The organism is Streptomyces flaveus, assembly GCF_014647675.1.
GTDB classification, from domain to species: Bacteria; Actinomycetota; Actinomycetes; order Streptomycetales; family Streptomycetaceae; genus Streptomyces; species Streptomyces flaveus.
The window spans coordinates 83,992-101,710 of record NZ_BMPQ01000006.1; the positions used below are offsets into that span (position 1 = coordinate 83,992).

Genomic DNA, 17,719 nt, shown 5'->3' on the forward strand with positions numbered 1-17,719 from the left:
GCCGAGATTCCGCAGCCCAAGCGGAACCTTGCCCAGGCGGAACTTTGCAGCCGGCCCCAGGCACAACCAGCCCGTCCGGCGCTTGAGGACGAGGCCGTTCAGGCCGACAGGGGGTCTGGGGGCGCAGCCCCCAGCGGGGTCCAGGGGCGGAGCCCCTGACCTGGGCCTTCGTGTGGTTCGGGGGCCATTGTCAGTGGCCTGCGGTAGCTTCCGAAGTGGTGGCGCGCAAAGGTGCGTGCGAGGGACTGAGCCACAGGGGTGGGTTGGCTATGAGCGACGGAACGGTGACGACGGCGGATCTCGATGTCCGGCTTGAGAAGCACCGGGTCGAGCTGACGGGGTACTGCTACCGCATGCTCGGCTCGTCCTTCGAGGCGGAGGACGCCGTGCAGGACACACTGGTGCGCGCCTGGCGCAGCTACGACAAGTTCGAGGGCCGTTCCTCGATTCGTTCGTGGCTGTACCGGATCGCGACGAACGTATGCCTGGACATGCTGACGGCGGGCAACAAACGAGCCCGCCCCATGGACCTGACGGACTCGACACCACTGGCGCAGGCGGCACTGACCCCGCGCCCGGACAACACCTGGCTGGAACCCATGCCGGACAACCGCGTACTGCCCACACCCAGCGACCCGGCCGAGGCGGCGGTGGCCAAGGAGTCGGTGCGTCTCGCCTTCATGGCCGCCCTGCAGCAACTGCCGCCCAAGCAGCGGGCCGTGCTGATTCTGCGCGAGGTCCTGGCCTGGAAGGCGAGCGAGGTCGCCGAGTTGCTCGACACCACGGTCGCCTCGGTCAACAGCGCGCTCCAGCGGGCCCGCGCGACCCTCGCCGAGCGCGACGGCGCGGCCGAGGAGGGCGCCGTCTCCGACCCGCTGGACGAGGAGCAGCAGAAGCTCCTGGAGCGCTATGTGGCGGCGTTCGAGGGGTACGACATGACGGCGTTGACGGCGCTGCTGCACGAGGACGCGGTGATGACGATGCCGCCGTTCGACCTGTGGCTGAGCGGCCACGAGGACATCACGGGCTTCATGACGACGCTGGGCGCCCCCTGTGCGAACTCGCGCCTGGTGCCGGTCGAGGTCAATGGCCTGCCGGGCTTCGCGCAGTACAAGCCGGATCCGGACGAGGGCGGCTACATGCCGTGGGCGGTGCAGGTCCTGGAGATATCAGGGGGCCGGATCGCGGGGTTCCACTGCTTCCTCGACACGAAGCGGTGGTTCCCGCTCTTCGGGCTGCCCCTCCACCTCGAAGCGGAGACCGACGAGACCGAGTAGCGCGTGCAGGGCGGGGTCGGGGTCGCGCAGGCGTATCCGGCCTCCGGCCCGGCGGGCGGCGAGCTGGAGTCTGGCCAGTACGTCGACGGTGGTCAGTCCGGGCGGACCGAGACCCGCGACATCGCAGACCACGACATCGGCGCCGGTGGCCTCCAGTCTCGCGCGCACGTCCTCGCACAGCCGGGGCACGTCATCACGGGTGAGGGAGCCGGGCAGCACGAGTACGGCGGGTGTCATGGAGTTCACGAACGGTAGACCGGGCGGCGGCGCGGAACTCATCGCCGAGCCGGCGTGAGGTCGCGTCTCCAAGGTCACATCGACCTTGGGAGGTCGTATCCCCGATCCAGGTCAGGCAATACGTTCCAGCACCACCGGCGCAGCCGTGAAGTCCGTGCCCGGCGCCGCGACGTCGTACGAACCCTCGACCGCCTCCAGCGCGTACGCGAAGCGCTCCGGGGTGTCCGTGTGGAGGGTCAGCAATGGCTGGCCTTCCGTCACCGTGTCGCCCGGCTTGGCGTGCATCTCCACGCCTGCGGCGGCCTGGACCGGGTCCTCCTTGCGGGCGCGGCCAGCGCCGAGGCGCCAGGCGGCGATGCCGATGTCGTACGCGTCGAGGCGGGTCAGTACGCCCGACGAGGGAGCCTTGATCACGTGTTGCTCACGCGACGTGGGCAGCGGAGCGTTCGGGTCGCCGCCCTGGGCCGCGATCATGCGGCGCCATACGTCCATCGCTGAACCGTCCGCCAGTGCCTTCGCCGGGTCCGCGTCCTTCACGCCCGCCGCGTCCAGCATCTCGCGGGCCAGGGCGAGGGTCAGTTCCACCACGTCCGACGGGCCGCCGCCCGCCAGGACCTCCACCGACTCGCGGACCTCCAGGGCGTTGCCCGCCGTCAGGCCCAGCGGGGTCGACATGTCCGTCAGCAGGGCGACCGTCTTCACACCGTGGTCCGTGCCCAACCCGACCATCGTGGACGCCAGTTCACGCGCGTCCTCGATCGTCTTCATGAAGGCGCCCGTGCCCACCTTCACGTCCAGGACCAGCGATCCCGTACCCTCCGCGATCTTCTTCGACATGATCGAGGAAGCGATCAGGGGGATCGACTCGACCGTCCCCGTCACGTCCCGCAGCGCGTACAGCTTCTTGTCCGCCGGGGCCAGGCCGTCGCCCGCCGCGCAGATGACCGCGCCGACGCCGTCCAGGACGTTCAGCATCTCCTCGTTCGAGAGCAGCGCCCGCCAGCCCGGGATCGACTCCAGCTTGTCGAGGGTGCCGCCGGTGTGGCCGAGGCCGCGGCCCGACAGCTGGGGTACGGCGGCCCCGCACGCCGCCACCAACGGTGCCAGCGGAAGTGTGATCTTGTCGCCCACCCCGCCCGTGGAGTGCTTGTCGGCCGTCGGCCGGGACAGCGCCGAGAAGTCCATGCGCTCGCCGGAGGCGATCATCGCCGCCGTCCAGCGGGCGATCTCACCTCGGTTCATGCCGTTGAGCAGGATGGCCATCGCGAGGGCGGACATCTGCTCGTCGGCGACCTCACCGCGTGTGTACGCGTCGATGACCCAGTCGATCTGCTCGTCGCTGAGTTCACCGCGGTCCCGCTTGGTGCGGATGACGGAGATGGCGTCCATGGCCATGGTTTTCCTTCCAGAGTTCTCTCGGTGAGATGACCCGGTCACTTGGTGAGATGGCCCGGCCCGAAAGCCTGCGGCAGCATCTCCGACAACGGCACGATCCCCGCCGGGGTCTCCAGGAGCAGATCGGGGCCCCCGAACTCGTACAGCAGCTGGCGGCAGCGCCCGCACGGGACCAGGATCTCGCCGCGGCCGTCCACGCACGTGAAGTGCGTCAGCCGGCCGCCGCCGGTGAGCTGGAGCTGGGAGACCAGCCCGCACTCGGCGCACAGCCCGATCCCGTACGACGCGTTCTCGACATTGCAGCCCGACACCGTACGGCCGTCCTCGACCAGGGCCGCCGCGCCGACCGGGAAGCCCGAATACGGAGCGTACGCACGGGACATGGCCGTACGCGCCGTTTCCCGGAGGGCCTCCCAGTCGACGGGGGGTGTCACTTGCCCTGGCCCTTGCGATACGGCATGCCGTTCGCCCTCGGCATCCGCAGGCGCTGCGCGGACAGGGCGAGAACGAGCAGCGTGATGACGTACGGCGTGGCGGAGACGACCTGGTTCGGGACCTGGTCGGTGACGGCGTACCAGGTGAACATCAGCACGCCGACGGCCAGGGTGAGCACGGCGGCCACGTACTTCTTCTTGACCACCAGCCAGATCGCGCCGATGACCAGCAGGATGGCGGCGAGCAGCAGCAGCGCGTGGACGTTCTCGGCGCCGCCGCGCAGGTTGAGGCTGTCGGTGTAGCCGAACAGGCCGGCGCCGATGGCCAGTCCGCCCGGCATCCAGTTGCCGAAGATCATCGCGGCGAGGCCGATATAGCCGCGTCCGCTGACCTGGCCCTCCAGGTAGAAGGGGTTGGCCACGATGGAGAGGAAGACGCCGCCGAGGCCGGCCAGTCCGCCGGAGATGATCACGGCCAGGTACTTGTACTTGTAGACGTTCACGCCGAGCGACTCGGCGGCGACGGGGTTCTCACCGCAGGAGCGCAGGCGCAGACCGAAGGGCGTACGCCACAGGATCCACCAGGTGGCGGGGATCAGAGCGATGGCGATCAGGGTCAGCCAGGAGACGTTGGTGACCAGTCCGCCGAGCAGGCCCGCGATGTCGGAGACCAGGAACCAGCCCTCGCGGTTGAGGTCGATGAGCACGTCGGAGAGGCCTGGCACCGTGAAGTCGCCGAGGGATTCCACCGGCGGGGACTGCTTGGCCGAGCCGCCCTGGGTGCCCTCGAAGGCGAGGGGGGCGAGGTAGCGGGTGGCGCCGAGGGCGAGGATGTTGATGGCCACACCGGAGACGATGTGGTTGACGTTGAAGGTGATGGTGACGATCGCGTGCAGCAGTCCGCCGACGCAGCCGCCGATGATGCCGACGAGGATGCCGGTCCACGGACCCCACTGGTAGCCGGCCCAGGCGCCGAACCAGGTGCCGAGGATCATCATGCCCTCGAGGCCGATGTTGACGACGCCCGCGCGCTCCGCCCACAGACCGCCGAGACCGGCGAGGCCGATCGGGACGGCCAGTTCGAGCGCGGTGGACATCTGGCTGACGTTGGTGATGCCGTCGGCGCCGGTGATGATGCGGACGATCGAGGTCAGCGCCAGGGCGCCCGCGATGATCAGCAGGAGGACGGGGAGCGTCAGGCGACGGCCGACGGGTGCCGCGGGCTGCAGCTTGGGCTGGTTGAGGTCGGTTGCGGTGGTCACCGGCCCGCCACCTCCTTCTCGATCGAGTTGTCAGAGGGGGCGCCGAGGACGTGGCCCGCGGCGAGTTCCGCGCCGACGCGGCGCTGCTGGCGGCGCAGACCCCATTCGCGTACGGCCTCGTAGGAGACGACGACCGAGAGCACGATCAGGCCCTGCATGATGACTGCGATCTCCTTGTCGTAGTCGTGGAAGTCCAGCTCGGGCGAGGCCTTGTCGAGCCAGGCCCACAGCAGGGCCGCGAAGGCGATGCCGGTCGGGTTGTTGCGGCCGAGCAGGGCGATGCCGATGCCCAGGAAGCCGATGCCGGTGGGAAAGTTGAGGCTGTACGTGTGCGTGTCGCCGAGCAGGATCGGCAGGCCCGCCATTCCCGCGAGACCGCCGGAGAGCAGCATGGCGGTGAGCACCATGCGCTTGGGGTCGACTCCGCTGGCCGCGGCGGCGGTCTCCGAGGCGCCGGAGGAGCGCAGGTCGAAGCCGAAGCGGGTGCGGTTGAGGACGATCCAGTAGCCGATGCCGAGCAGCACCGCGATGACGACGAAGCCGTAGATCTCGCCGGCCGCGCCCATGTCGATGCCGGGCATCCAGCCGGACTCGTGCATCTCGCCGGTGGTGTTGTTGTTGCCGACCTTGACGCCGAAGACGTTGGGCAGCCACAGGTAGCCGATGACGGAGGTCGCGATCGCGTTGAGCATGATCGTCGCGACGACCTCGCTGACGCCGCGGGTCACCTTCAGTACGCCCGCGATGCCCGACCAGAACATGCCGGTGAAGACCGCGGTGAGGATCAGCAGCGGGATCTGCAGGGCCGCCGGCAGCGCGACATGGGCGCCGACGATCGCGGCCATCATGGCGGCGAGCTGGTACTGCCCGTCCACGCCGATGTTGAACAGGTTCATCCGGAAGCCGATGGCCACCGCGAGCGCCGCGATGTAGTACATCGAGGCCTGGTTGATGATCAGGACCTGGACGTCGGAGAACGTGGCCTGCTCGAACATCAGCGTGTACGGCTCGACCGGGTTCTTGCCGGAGGCGACCAGCACGATCGAGGTCAGGGTCATGGCCACGACGAGCGCGATGACCGGCCCGGCCACGGCGAGGAGCACACGCTCCCTGTCGAACTTCTTCATCAGCGGGCCTCGTCTTCCGGGGCTTCTGCCTGCTCTTCGAGCTGCTCTACGAGCTCTTCGTTCTCGAGGTGTCCGGAGGCGGCGCCGGTCATGGCCGAGCCGAGTTCCTCCGGGGTGATGGTGGCCGGGTCGGCGTCCGCGACCAGCCTGCCGTTGTAGATCACCCGGAGGGTGTCGGAGAGACCGATCAGCTCGTCCAGGTCGGCGGAGATCAGCAGCACGGCCAGGCCCTCGCGGCGTGCCTCGCGTATCTGGTCCCAGATCGCGGCCTGCGCGCCGACGTCCACACCGCGGGTGGGGTGGGCGGCGAGCAGGAAGCGCGGCTTGTGGCTCATCTCGCGGCCGACGATCAGCTTCTGCTGGTTGCCGCCGGAGAGGGAGGCGGCCGTGACGTCGATGCCGGGAGTGCGGACGTCGTACGCCTCGACGATGCGCCGTGTGTCCTCCTGTGCGGCCTTCGGGTCGAGCCAGATGCCCTTCGCGTTGGGCCGCTCGGTGACGTGACCGAGGATGCGGTTCTCCCAGAGCGGGGCTTCCAGGAGCAGCCCGTGGCGGTGGCGGTCCTCGGGGATGTAACCGACGCCCTGCTCACGGCGCTTACGGGTGGGCCAGGCGGTGATCTCCTCCTCGGCCAGCTTGATGGTGCCGGAGTCGGCGTGCTTGAGGCCGATGAGCGCGTCGACCAGCTCGGTCTGGCCGTTGCCCTCGACTCCGGCCAGGCCCAGGACCTCACCCGCGTGGATGGTGAAGCTGATGTCGTCGAGCAGGGCCTTGCCGCCTGCCATCTCCAGGCGCAGGTCCTTGACGGTCAGTACGGGGCGGTCGGTGACCGTGGACTCCGCCGTCTCCGGTGTCGGCAGCTCGCTGCCCACCATCATCTCGGCGAGCTGGCGCGAGGTCGTCTCCGCGGGCACGGCCGTACCGACCGTCGTCCCGCGCCGGATGACCGTGATCTCGTCGGCGACCGAGAGCACCTCGCCCAGCTTGTGGGAGATGAAGATGACCGACAGGCCCTCGGCCCTCAGCTCGCGCAGGTTGGCGAAGAGTGCGTCCACCTCCTGCGGTACGAGGACGGCGGTGGGCTCGTCCAGGATCAGCGTGCGGGCGCCGCGGTAGAGGACCTTGAGGATCTCCACGCGCTGGCGGGCGGCCACACCGAGTTCCTCGACGAGGAGGTCGGGGCGCACCTCGAGGCCGTACCGCTCGGAGATCTCCTGGATCTTGCGGCGGGCCTTGCCGCCGATGCCGTACAGCTTCTCGCTGCCGAGCACGACGTTCTCGAGGACGGTCAGGTTGTCCGCGAGCATGAAGTGCTGGTGCACCATGCCGATACCGCGGGCGATGGCGTCGGCGGGCGACGAGAAGGTGACCTGTTGGCCGTCGACCGCGATGGTGCCCTCGTCCGGCTTCTGCATGCCGTAGAGGATCTTCATCAGGGTCGACTTGCCGGCACCGTTCTCGCCGACGAGGGCGTGGACGGTGCCCTTGCGGACGCTGAGGTGGATGTCGTGGTTGGCCACGACCCCGGGGAATCGCTTGGTGATCCCGGCGAGCTCGACTGCGGTCACCTGACCGCCTGCCGCATCGGCCGGAGGGCTGCTGGACGCGTTGATGGCGCACTCTCCTGAGGAAGGGGGGTCGTCTACGCGCGCCCCTACGGCATCGGAAGAGGGGCGACGTACCGCCGGGAACGGGGTACGGGGAGCCAGACTCCCGGTACCCCATTGAGCGGATGTAACCCCATGGTTACCGGCGACCCCTCGGGTTCGCCGCACTGCTCGTGGTCCTGCCGGATCAGCTGGTCTTGACCTTGATCTCGCCGCTGATGATCTTCTCCTTGGCCGTCGTGATGGCTTCCTGGAGCTCGGTGTTGTTCTTGAACTCCGGGTTGGAGTCCGCGAGACCGACCTGACCTGCCTTGAGATCGCCCCTGACGATACCGGTCTCGGGTTTGCCGTCCTCGACCGACTTCGCAAGGTTGTACACCGCCTTGGCGACGTCCTTCGTCGCCGAGGTCAGGATGTGGTTCTTGTACTTGGCGAGGGCTTCCTGCTTGTACTGGTCGGAGTCGACGCCGATCGCCCACACCTTGTTGGCGGCGGCGGCCTCGATCACACCCTGGCCCGAAAGACCCGCCGCCTGGTAGACGACGTCGGCCTTCTTCTCGATCTGGCTCTCGGCGGCCGTCTTGCCCTTGTCGGGGCTGGAGAAGCCACCCTCCTCGGCGGTCTGCGTCAGGTACTGCGAGAGCACCTTGACCTTGGGGTTCGTGTCCGCAACGCCCTGCTTGAAGCCCGCCTCGAACTTGTGGATCAGCGGGATGTCCACACCGCCCACGAAACCGACCGTGTTCGTCTTCGTGGACTTGGCGGCGGCGACACCGGCGAGGTACGAGGCCTGCTCCTCGGAGAAGACCAGGTCCGCGACGTTCTCCGCCTCGATGGTGGAGTCGTCGACGATCCCGAACGTGGTGTCCGGGTACTTCTCCGCCGCCTCCTTCACAGCCGTCGCGTAGGCGTAGCCGACGCCGACCACCGGGTTGTAGCCCTGCTTGGCCAGCGAGACCAGACGCTGGGTCTTGTCCGCGTCCGTCTCACCCTCGGTGGGCTCGACATCCGTGGTCTCGTAGCCGAACTCCTTCTCCGCCTGCTCCAGGCCCGCGTACGCCGCGTCGTTGAAGGACTGGTCGCCCTTGCCACCGACGTCGTAGGCGATGGCGAGGCCCTGGTTGCCGTCCGCCTCCGAGGAGGCGGAGGTCGAGGTGCCGCCACAGGCGGTCAGAGCGAGGGCGAGAGAGGTGGTCGCGGCGCCTGCGAGAGCGAGGCGGGAAACCCGGCGCATGAGTGGTTGCTCCTGTCGTACAAAGCGGCCTTGGTGAAGTCTGGTGCGGTACCGCGCCCCGTAAGGGGCGCGGGGCTGTACCAATTTGCGGCTCCGCCGCGATGGGGGTCCCCCCGCTCGAGCGAAGCCGAGAGTGGGGGAGCGACCAGCCTCCGCCGGCCCGCGGGTACATCACGGTTCTTCCAGCGGAGCGCCAAGCGCCTGACGGTAGGGCTCTGGCGCTGGCTTCGCCGCAGAGTAACGCGCGTAGACCCGCAGAGAAAACCCCTCCGGTTCACCTTGTTATCCGGCCGTGAACAACACCGCGGGCCCCGGCGAAAGACGAGCAGGCGGGCGCCATGGACGCCCGCCTGCCTCCCCCGGCCGTGCCGAGCAATCGTTACTCGGTCTTGACCTTGATGGAGCCGTCGATGATGCCGGCCTTGGCCTTGTCCACCGCGTCCTTGAGCCCCGCGATCTTCGCGTACTCCGGGTTGGTCTCGGCAAGGCCGACGCCATCCACCTTCAGATCGAAGGTCTGCACGCCCGTCAGCGGCTTGCCGTCCTCGACGGACTTGGCGAGCGCGTACACCGCACCGCCGACATCCTTGAGCGCGGAGGTCAGGATGTAGTCCTTGAACTTGGCGAGGGCTTCCTGCTCGTACTGGTCGGAGTCGACGCCGATCGCCCACTTCTTCTGGGTGGCAGCGGCCTCGATCACGCCCTGGCCGGAGAGACCGGCCGCCTGGTAGACGACGTCCGCCTTGTTCTCCAGCTGGGACTCGGCGGCAGCCTTGCCCTTGTCGGGGCTGGCGAAGCCACCCTCTTCCGCGGTCTGCGTCAGGTACTGCGAGAGCACCTTGACCTTGGGGTTCGTGTCCGCAACGCCCTGCTTGAAGCCCGCCTCGAACTTGTGGATCAGCGGGATGTCCACACCGCCCACGAAGCCGACCGTGTTGGTCTTGGTCGCCTTGGCGGCGGCGACACCGGCGAGGTACGAGGCCTCGTTCTCGGCGAAGACCAGGGACGCCACGTTGTCGGCCTCGATGACCGAGTCGACGATGCCGAAGCTGATCTTCGGGTACTTCTTGGCGACCTCGGTCATCGCGGGCCCGTAGGCGAACCCGACACCGACGATGGGGTTGTAGCCCTGCTTGGCCAGCGAGGTCAGGCGCTGCACCTTGTCGGCGTCGGTCTCGCCATCAGTGGGCTCGATGTCGGCCGTGTCGTACTTGAACTCCTTCTTGGCCTTGTCCAGGCCCGAGAAGGCGGCGTCGTTGAAGGACTGGTCGCCCTTGCCGCCGATGTCGTAGGCGATGGCGAGACCCTTCTTGCTCTCGCCCTCGCCCTCGCTTCCGCTTCCGCTTCCAGCTTCGCTGCTGGTGCCGCCACAGGCCGTGGCAGCGAGCGCGAGCGACGCGACCCCCACCGCGACCCGGGTCAGTTTGGATATCCGACGCATCTCGAAGTTCCCCATTCTCCAAAGCCCCGCAGTGGGTGCTCAGTTCGGCGCACAGTAACGCGCGTAGACCCTCCGGGGAATGGGGACCGCTTGGCCGTTATCCATTCGTGCCAATGGCCGGTTAAGTCCTTGTGAACCACGGTCCCGAAAGGCGTGAACGGCACATAACACCTCGCGCGGACCTCACACTCCGTATGCCCTGGGCGGCCTCTACGTGACGGTGCGCGTGCCGTGGGGACGCGCGCACCGGGCTGCTCCTGGAGTGGCCGGGACGCAACCGGAGTGACGCCGTCCCGGCCCACCCCGATCGCTTACTGGGTCCCGTCGAGGAGGGCGGTCGCCGTGAAGAGCCCGACACCGACCGTGATGGCGTGCTCGTCCGCGTCGAAGTCACCCTGATGCAGATCCCGTACGCCGCGCTCTCCGGGCGTACGCACACCGAGGCGGGCCATCGCGCCGGGCACCTGCTCCAGGTACCAGGAGAAGTCCTCGCCACCCAGGCTCTGCTCGGTGTCCTCGATGGACTGGGCGCCGAAGCGGGCGGCCATCGCCTCGCGGAGCAGTTCGGTCGTCATCGGGTCGTTGACGACGGGCGGGACACCGCGGATGTAGTTGATCTCCGACTTGGCCTTGTAGAGGTTCGCGATCTCGTCGATCGCGGCGTGTACGAGGTCGGGAGCGGCCCGCCAGGAGTCGAGGTCCAGGCAGCGCACGGTTCCGGACAGCTCGGCGTGCTGGGGGATGACGTTGCAGGCGTGCCCCGACTCGATACGGCCCCAGGTGACGGCGAGCCCGCTGCGGGCGTCGACACGGCGCGCGACCAGGGCGGGCACGTCCGTGACGACGCGGGCGGCGGCGGTCACGAGGTCGGTGGTGAGGTGCGGGCGCGCGGTATGTCCGCCGGCGCCGTCCAGCGCGACCTCGAGCCGGTCGCACGCCGACGTGATCGGTCCGTGCCGCAGCCCGATGCGCCCCGCGTCGACCCGCGGATCGCAGTGCACGGCGACGATACGTCCGACACCCTCCAGGGCTCCCGACTCGATGGCGTCGGGCGCACCGCCGGGCAGCACCTCCTCGGCGGGCTGGAAGATCAGCCGCACGGCACGCCTCAGCAGGCCCTTCTTGTGCAGCTCGGCGAGCACGAGCCCCGCGCCCAGCACCACCGTCGTATGGACGTCGTGCCCACAGGCATGCGCGCGGTCGGGCACGGTCGAGCGATACGCGCAGTCGGCCTTCATGTCCGGGATCGGCAGCGCGTCGATGTCCGCGCGCAGGGCGAGCATGGGCTGGGCGGGGTCCGGTTCGCCGATGTCACAGATGAGCCCGGTTCCGATGGCGAGCACCCGGGGCTGAAGCCCGGCTCGCTCCAGCCGCGCCTTGATCGCCGCGGTGGTACGGAACTCCTGGTTGCCGAGCTCCGGGTGCATGTGGAGGTCCCGGCGGAACGCTACGAGCTCAACGCGCAGGCCCTCCGGGAGCGTGCCGGGGAGCACGGCTCCGCCGGTCGTTTCGGCCTCGGACTCTGAGGACATCAGCTGGTTCACCCTTTGAAGGGTAGGGCGACATGGGGCCCGTCTGCCCCACGATCAACAAAAATTCAGCCCGCCGGCCGAGAAAACCCGACTACCTCGCGCATACATATCAGCCGCGATGGGTACACTCGCCCGGCTTTCGGGCCGACCCGGGCCTCCGTTCCCGGAGCCCCGGGGATTACCGGTGCTGCCGCTGGAGGCCGGATCTCGATGCCCGGACTTCTACGCATACCACGCATCCCGGTCGCGGGCCGTTCCAGTCCGCCGGCCGGGGCGCCCGCCGGCAACGCATCGCACGGCCTTTCCCCGAAGCCGACGTTCCACCGAAGAACGAGTGAACCGCGGCCACCGACCCCATGCCGCGCAGTATCGTCCCCGACCGTGAGCGAACCGGACTTCATACGTAACACCCGTGCGTCCTACGACTCGATAGCCACCGAGTACGCGGACCGCTTTCCCGACGACCTGGAACGTAGGCCTCTGGACAAGGCGCTGATCAACGCGTTCGCCGAGCTCGTGCGGAGCGCCGGGGCCGGGCCTGTGGCCGATGTCGGATGCGGTACGGGGCATGTGGCGGCGTATCTCAGCAGCCTTGACACGCCCGTGTTCGGGATCGACCTGTCACCGAAGATGGTCGCGACGGCCCGGCAGACATACCCCGACCTCCGCTTCCACGTGGGCTCGATGACGGCCATCGACCTCCCCGACGACGTGCTCGGCGGAATCGCGGCCCTGTACTCCACCATCCACATCCCGGACGACCAACTCCCGGACGTCTTCACGGAGTTCCACCGCGTCCTGGCCCCCGGCGGCCACCTCCTGCTCGCCTTCCAGGCCGGCGACGAGCACTTCGAACTGACGGAACGCTTCGGTCACGCCATCTCCCTGCCCTGCCACTGGCGGCGCCCCGAGAACGTCACCGAACTCATCGACAAGGCCGGACTGGTCATGCACGCCCAGGTCATCCGCGAGCCCAACGAGAACGAGAAGCTCCCGCGGGCCTTTCTGCTGGCGCGCAAGCCCCGCTGAGCCCGCCTCAGGTCGCTGCTGAGACCGCCGACAACCGGTGCACGTCCCGCGCCGTCCCCGTGACCCCCGACAGGAAGCCCTGGGCGCGCGGGGAGGCGGTCGCCGTGAGCCATGCCGGGTCGATGTCGCAGACGGCGACGCGGACTTCAGTGCCGACGAGTGCCAGCGGGAGGGTGTGTACGACCGTCGAGGGGAAGCTGAGGATCGTGCGGCCGATGGGGCCGCGGCGGGCGATCAGTTCGAGGGGGAGGTCGGGGCGGACGATCTCCAGGCCGGTTTCGACGGCCAGCCGGTGGAGTTTGTCGGTGCTTTCGCGGCGGTGGGCGAAGTAACGGGTCGCGCCGTAGGTCTTGGTGAGGTTCTTCACCGCTTCGAGGTAGCGGTCGGGGTCCACGACGCCCGTCTCCACGAGGGAGGTTCCCACGAGGTCAGCGCCTTTGGTGAGGCGCGGCGGGCCGAAGCGGGCGCGGGTCCAGGAGAAGTCGTTGGCCGTGACGTGGACGCCGTCGGGCGTCTCGGTGATCGGCATGGAGGAGAAGACCTCCACGCGACGCCCGGAGCCGGGCGTGAGGCGGCGCCGGGCCGAGGCCGAGATCGGTGCGAACACCAGGTCGCGCGGGCCGGGCCGGCCGCCGCGCCGGTGCCAGCGCACCAGGCGTTCACCGCGGGCGAGCTGGGAGACGAACTCCATCGTCGCGGTGCCGTCGTCCACGACGACGAGGTCGCGGGCGCGGGTGATGGTGAGCAGGAGTTGTACGTAGCGGGAGAACGGGTCGCCCATGACGATCCGTTTCGCCCGGCGCAGCAGCGGCGCCAGACCGCCCACCGTGTGGAAGGGCGCCGTCGCCCCACCGCGCGCCTCCTCCCAGCGCACCTCGTGCCCCTCGCCGCGGGCGAGTTCCGCCATGCGGCGCAACTGGCCTCGGGTCATGGGGTCGTTCGGGGAGAGAACGACGAGGGTGAGCCCCGTGTGGGCCACCGCACCGGCGGTGCCGGGCACGGGTCCACCCGCCGGACCGGTGGCCTCCGGTATGGGCGCAGGACTAGGCCCCGCGGTCCCGGGCGTGGGACCGGACGCCGCCTCGGCGGCATCCGGCGCCGCGCCGGCCGTCGATGCGTCGGCCCCCGGACCCGCCGCAGGCGCGGGCGCCGGGCCCCCGGCCTCCGCCCCCGTCCCCGCGCCGGACGCGGGTCCGGTCGGCTCCCCCGCAGCCCGGAGGGCATCGGCATGCGCCCACTCCAGGACGTTGAGGAGCTGGACCGGGCTCTCCACGAACGCGAGCGTGTGTGTGGAGGCCGGGCGGGGGCCGGCGGATCCGGCGCGGGGGCTCATCGACGTATGACCGTCGCTTCCGTGAGTACGGACTGGGGGATCCGTGGATACGGACTGGTGGTGGCCGGGATCAGACCGAGACCGGCTCGCCCGCCGCCGCGGCGATCTCCGCCTCGGCGACGACACCGGAGACGCGGCGCAGCTTCTTCATCGGGCCGAGCTCGGACTCGTACACCTTCTTGACGCCGTCGCCGAGCGAGGCCTCGATGGTGCGGATGTCGCGGACGAGGCGGGTCAGACCCTGCGGCTCCACCGACGCGGCCTGGTCCGAACCCCACATCGCGCGGTCAAGCGTGATGTGGCGCTCGACGAAGGTGGCGCCCAGCGCGACCGCGGCCAGTGTGGTCTGCAGGCCGGTCTCGTGGCCCGAGTAGCCGATCGGGACGTTCGGGTACTCGGCCTGGAGGGTGTTGATGACGCGGAGGTTGAGCTCCTCGGCCTTCGCGGGGTAGGTCGAAGTGGCGTGGCAGAGAAGGATGTTGTCCGAGCCGAGGACCTCGACCGCGTGGCGGATCTGCTTCGGCGTCGACATGCCGGTGGAGAGGATGACCGTGCGGCCGGTGGCGCGCAGCGAGCGCAGCAGCTCGTCGTCGGTCAGGGACGCGGACGCGACCTTGTGGGCCGGGACGTCGAACTTCTCGAGGAAGGCGACGGCCTCGGTGTCCCACGGGGAGGCGAACCAGGCGATGTCCTTCGACTTGGAGTACTCGTCGATCTGGCGGTACTCGTCCTCGCCGAACTCCACGCGGTGGCGGTAGTCGATGTAGGTCATGCGGCCCCAGGGGGTGTCGCGCTCGATGTCCCACTGGTCGCGCGGGGTGCAGATCTCCGGGGTGCGCTTCTGGAACTTCACGGCGTCGCAGCCGGCCTCGGCGGCCGCGTCGATGAGCTTGAACGCGTTCTCGAGCTCGCCGTTGTGGTTGATGCCGATCTCGCCGACGACGTAGACGGGCCGGCCGGGGCCGGCGGTCTTCGAACCGAAGGTGCGCAGACGGGAGTTGGTGCTCATGGTGGAGAAGTTCCTTACTTGTCGAGGGAGTCGAGAGAAGGACCGAGGATCCAGCTGGCGATCTCTCGGATCGCGCCGTCGCCACCGGGGACGGTGGTGACCGCGCGTGCGGCGCCGCGCACGACGTCGTGGGCGCTCGCGACCGCCACGGGCCAGCCCACGAGGGCGAAGCACGGGAGGTCGTTGACGTCGTTGCCGACGTAGAGCACGCGCTCAGGCGCGATGCCCTGCTCCTCGCACCACTGCTTCAGTGCGAGGTCTTTCCGGTCGATGCCGTGGAGGACCGGAATCTGCAGCTTCCGGGCTCTGGCGGCGACGACCGGGTTCTGCTCCGTGGACAGGATCAGCATCGTCAGGCCGCTCTTGCGGAGGGCCGCGATACCGAGTCCGTCCCCGCGGTGCACGGAGACGAACTCCCGTCCGTCGGAGTCGATCAGCACCCTGTCGTCGGTCTGGGTGCCGTCGAAGTCGAGTACGACCGCGTCGATGTCTTCGGCGGTCGGGAGGGCGCCGGGGCGGTTCGCGTCGAACAGCGGCGCCAGCGCGCGGGCCCGGGCGAGGTCGTGCGGGTCGTCGATCTCCAGGACCCGGGCGGGGTCGGTGCGGACGAGCTCCGTACGGCCGAAGAAACGGTGCTTGTGCTCGCGCAGGCCGACGGCGTTCATGGCGTAGGCGGCGCCGGTCTCCAGCAGGTCCTGCGGGCGGTCCTGGCGGCGCGGGCGGAAGGACTTGTCGTGGTTGACGCCGTAACCGCCGTCCGTGGCCGTGGTGTTGGCGACGGCCGTGCCACCGCCGACGGCCTGGGTGGCCCGGGTGTCGACCACGGCCGGGTCGTCGTCGGCGTCCCGCCAGATGAAGCCGTGGAAGGGCGCCACGGTCAGCGCGGTGTCCGCGCCGTTCTCCACGACCGCGCCCGCGACCCCGTCGAGGTCCTCGCGGACGATGAACGGGCTGGTGCACTGCACGAGCAGCACCACGTCGACCGCGGAGCCGTGCAGCGCCTCGTGGGCGTCCATGGCGTGCAGGACGGCCGCCTCGGAGGTGGCCGTGTCGCCGGCGATGGCGGCGGGGCGCAGTACGACTTCCGCGCCGGCCTCGCGGGCGGCGGCGGCGATCGCCTGGTCGTCGGTGGAGACCACGACGTCCGTCACCAGCCGGGCCGCACGGCATTCGCGCACCGCGCGGGCCACCAGCGGCACGCCGCCGACCGGGAGGAGGTTCTTGGCGGGGACGCCCTTGGAGCCGCCCCTGGCGGGGATCACCGCGAGCACGCGACGTACCGAAGTCGCCGGTCCCGCTTCCGGGTTGGACATGGCATGTACTCCTTGCGAGGGGTTCGGGGCGCCCGCGCCCGTCGGCTCGGGGGCGCTCACAGCTCGCCCATCCGCCGGATGACGGGCGCCACGCGCTGCACGCCGTGCCGGTAGGCGCCGCGCGCCGCCCGGCGCACGATCTGCCGTACGGGTCCCGGCTCGGTGTCGGCGGCGGGCGCGCCGGGCAGCGGGCTGCCGTCCGGGGCGAGGTGGTGGCGGGCGAGGATTCCGGGCAGATAGCCGGGGGCGGTGACGGGCGTGTAGTAGGGGGCGAGGGAAGGGAGTTCGCCCTTGTCGAGCAGCTCGGCGATGCGCGTACGGGCCGCGTCGAAGGCCGTCTCGTACGCTCCGTCGGCGGCGACGCCCTGCCGTGCCACCCACTCCTCGTCGGGCGTCGGCCGGTGCCCGGCGTCGAGCTGGTCCCAGGAGGCGAGGCAGCCGGAGCCGACGAAGTGGTGGTTGCCCAGCGACTCGCGCACGCCCAGGTCCGTGAGCAGGACCGTGGGGATGCGCCGGTGCAGGGACTCCAGTGCGGCCGTCGAGCTGACGGTGACCAGCAGGTCGGTGCGGTCGAGGACGTCGCCCATGTGCCCGTACACGAGGCGGAAGTTGGCGGGCAGGTCGAGGCGCTGCGCCAGCTTCTGGTAGGGCTGCTCCTCGATGTGCGTGGTGTGCTCGCCGGGCTTGGAGCGCAGCTTCAGCAGGACCTCGCGGTCCGGGTGCAGCCGTGCGTGCTTGACAAGCCGCTCCAGCAGGTACGTACGGTCCTTTCGGCTCTCCGGCACAGAGGGCTGCGCGGCGAAGACGACGGTGTACGGGTCGTGCTTCTCGTACGAGTCGCCGCCGAGGAACGGCAGCGCGACCTCGGTCACGGAGGAGGCGTCGGCGCCCACTCCCTCGTACACGGCGGTGAAGCGTTCCGCGTCCTGGCGGGAGTTGGCGAGGACGAGGTCCGCGCCGTGCCGCAGCAGCAGCCCGTCGGCGAGCTTCTCGTATACGACGCCGACATAGCCGGTGACGACAACGGGCCGCTTCGCGCTCCCCTTTGAGGCGGCGCGCTCCTGCCAGGCGTGCCCGAGTCCGTGCAGCATCGCCTGGACGGCGCCGCCGACGAGGGCGAGCACGACGATGTCGTACTCCGCTTCCCGCAGGGTCCGCAGGAATTCGACACCGGTGACCTCGCGGAGCGAGTCCGCGCGGACGCCGACCTCTTGGAGCTGGCGGGCGGTGGGGGTCGCACGGCCGCGCAGGAGATAACCGTCGAGGCGGATGTCCGATTCGGCCGGTGCAATACGGTTCGCGGTGAGCGCGCCCCATTTCCACCGGGTATCGGAATCCGCGAGAACGGCGACTCGCAGGGACTTCGAAGTACTTGCTGGCACGTCCAAGACGCTAGGAAGCGATTCCGATGCGCGGCCCAACCGGAATGCAACAAAGGGTTAACAGCACATCGCCGAATGGCGAATCGGGCCCGGATCCGCGCAGGAAA

15 protein-coding genes are annotated in these 17,719 nt (G+C 69.6%); 2 read left to right on the forward strand and 13 right to left on the reverse strand.

Going from position 1 to position 17,719, the window contains the following annotated elements; translation table 11 throughout:
* Positions 1-269 precede the first annotated feature (269 nt).
* Positions 270-1,277, forward strand: a complete 1,008-nt coding sequence (locus IEZ21_RS14750; RefSeq protein ID WP_189322352.1) for a sigma-70 family RNA polymerase sigma factor — start codon at positions 270-272, stop codon at positions 1,275-1,277.
* Here IEZ21_RS14750 and IEZ21_RS14755 read toward each other — a convergent pair.
* The 9 genes from IEZ21_RS14755 to IEZ21_RS14795 all read right to left on the reverse strand — a co-directional run bounded on the left by IEZ21_RS14755 (position 1,170) and on the right by IEZ21_RS14795 (position 11,546).
* Positions 1,170-1,556: an STAS domain-containing protein gene (locus tag IEZ21_RS14755; protein ID WP_189322570.1), complete on the reverse strand. Its 387-nt coding sequence runs from the start codon at positions 1,554-1,556 to the stop codon at positions 1,170-1,172. The two genes, IEZ21_RS14750 and IEZ21_RS14755, sit on opposite strands and share 108 nt — an antisense overlap.
* Before the next feature lie 69 nt (positions 1,557-1,625).
* The gene (locus tag IEZ21_RS14760) at positions 1,626-2,903 is read right to left on the reverse strand and encodes a thymidine phosphorylase (RefSeq protein ID WP_189322353.1); all 1,278 of its coding nucleotides are present in this window, start codon (positions 2,901-2,903) and stop codon (positions 1,626-1,628) included.
* A gap of 44 nt (positions 2,904-2,947) precedes the next feature.
* Positions 2,948-3,343 carry a cytidine deaminase gene (locus IEZ21_RS14765; RefSeq protein ID WP_033325277.1) on the reverse strand — a complete coding sequence of 132 codons (396 nt, stop codon included), beginning with the start codon at positions 3,341-3,343 and terminating at the stop codon, positions 2,948-2,950.
* The gene (locus tag IEZ21_RS14770) at positions 3,340-4,605 is read right to left on the reverse strand and encodes an ABC transporter permease (protein ID WP_189322354.1); all 1,266 of its coding nucleotides are present in this window, start codon (positions 4,603-4,605) and stop codon (positions 3,340-3,342) included. The genes IEZ21_RS14765 and IEZ21_RS14770 overlap by 4 nt, the downstream gene beginning before the upstream one ends.
* Entirely contained in the window at positions 4,602-5,732 is a 1,131-nt protein-coding gene (locus tag IEZ21_RS14775; RefSeq protein ID WP_189322355.1) for an ABC transporter permease, read from the reverse strand. The genes IEZ21_RS14770 and IEZ21_RS14775 overlap by 4 nt, the downstream gene beginning before the upstream one ends.
* Entirely contained in the window at positions 5,732-7,300 is a 1,569-nt protein-coding gene (locus tag IEZ21_RS14780; protein WP_189322356.1) for an ABC transporter ATP-binding protein, read from the reverse strand. The genes IEZ21_RS14775 and IEZ21_RS14780 overlap by 1 nt, the downstream gene beginning before the upstream one ends.
* Before the next feature lie 226 nt (positions 7,301-7,526).
* Positions 7,527-8,573 (reverse strand): BMP family lipoprotein, encoded by a 1,047-nt coding sequence (locus tag IEZ21_RS14785; protein WP_189322357.1) that lies wholly within the window; start codon positions 8,571-8,573, stop codon positions 7,527-7,529.
* 379 nt (positions 8,574-8,952) lie between these two features.
* Positions 8,953-10,014, reverse strand: a complete 1,062-nt coding sequence (locus IEZ21_RS14790) for a BMP family lipoprotein (RefSeq protein WP_189322358.1) — start codon at positions 10,012-10,014, stop codon at positions 8,953-8,955.
* A 311-nt stretch (positions 10,015-10,325) separates the two neighbouring features.
* Positions 10,326-11,546 (reverse strand): M20 family metallopeptidase, encoded by a 1,221-nt coding sequence (locus IEZ21_RS14795; protein WP_189322571.1) that lies wholly within the window; start codon positions 11,544-11,546, stop codon positions 10,326-10,328.
* Between the two features lie 381 nt (positions 11,547-11,927).
* On the opposite strand from IEZ21_RS14795, the gene IEZ21_RS14800 reads away from it, so the two are divergent.
* On the forward strand, positions 11,928-12,575 hold the full coding sequence (locus IEZ21_RS14800) for a class I SAM-dependent DNA methyltransferase (protein WP_189322359.1): 648 nt from the start codon (positions 11,928-11,930) through the stop codon (positions 12,573-12,575).
* 7 nt (positions 12,576-12,582) lie between these two features.
* Here the strand turns inward: IEZ21_RS14800 and IEZ21_RS14805 are convergent, their stop codons facing one another.
* The 4 genes from IEZ21_RS14805 to IEZ21_RS14820 all read right to left on the reverse strand — a co-directional run bounded on the left by IEZ21_RS14805 (position 12,583) and on the right by IEZ21_RS14820 (position 17,612).
* Entirely contained in the window at positions 12,583-13,908 is a 1,326-nt protein-coding gene (locus tag IEZ21_RS14805) for a hypothetical protein (RefSeq protein ID WP_189322360.1), read from the reverse strand.
* 70 nt (positions 13,909-13,978) lie between these two features.
* Entirely contained in the window at positions 13,979-14,917 is a 939-nt protein-coding gene (locus IEZ21_RS14810; RefSeq protein ID WP_189322361.1) for an N-acetylneuraminate synthase family protein, read from the reverse strand.
* 14 nt (positions 14,918-14,931) lie between these two features.
* On the reverse strand, positions 14,932-16,230 hold the full coding sequence (locus IEZ21_RS14815; protein WP_189322362.1) for an N-acylneuraminate cytidylyltransferase: 1,299 nt from the start codon (positions 16,228-16,230) through the stop codon (positions 14,932-14,934).
* A 56-nt stretch (positions 16,231-16,286) separates the two neighbouring features.
* Complete coding sequence (locus tag IEZ21_RS14820; protein ID WP_189322363.1) at positions 16,287-17,612, reverse strand: DUF6716 putative glycosyltransferase; 1,326 nt, start codon at positions 17,610-17,612, stop codon at positions 16,287-16,289.
* Positions 17,613-17,719: the final 107 nt, after the last annotated feature.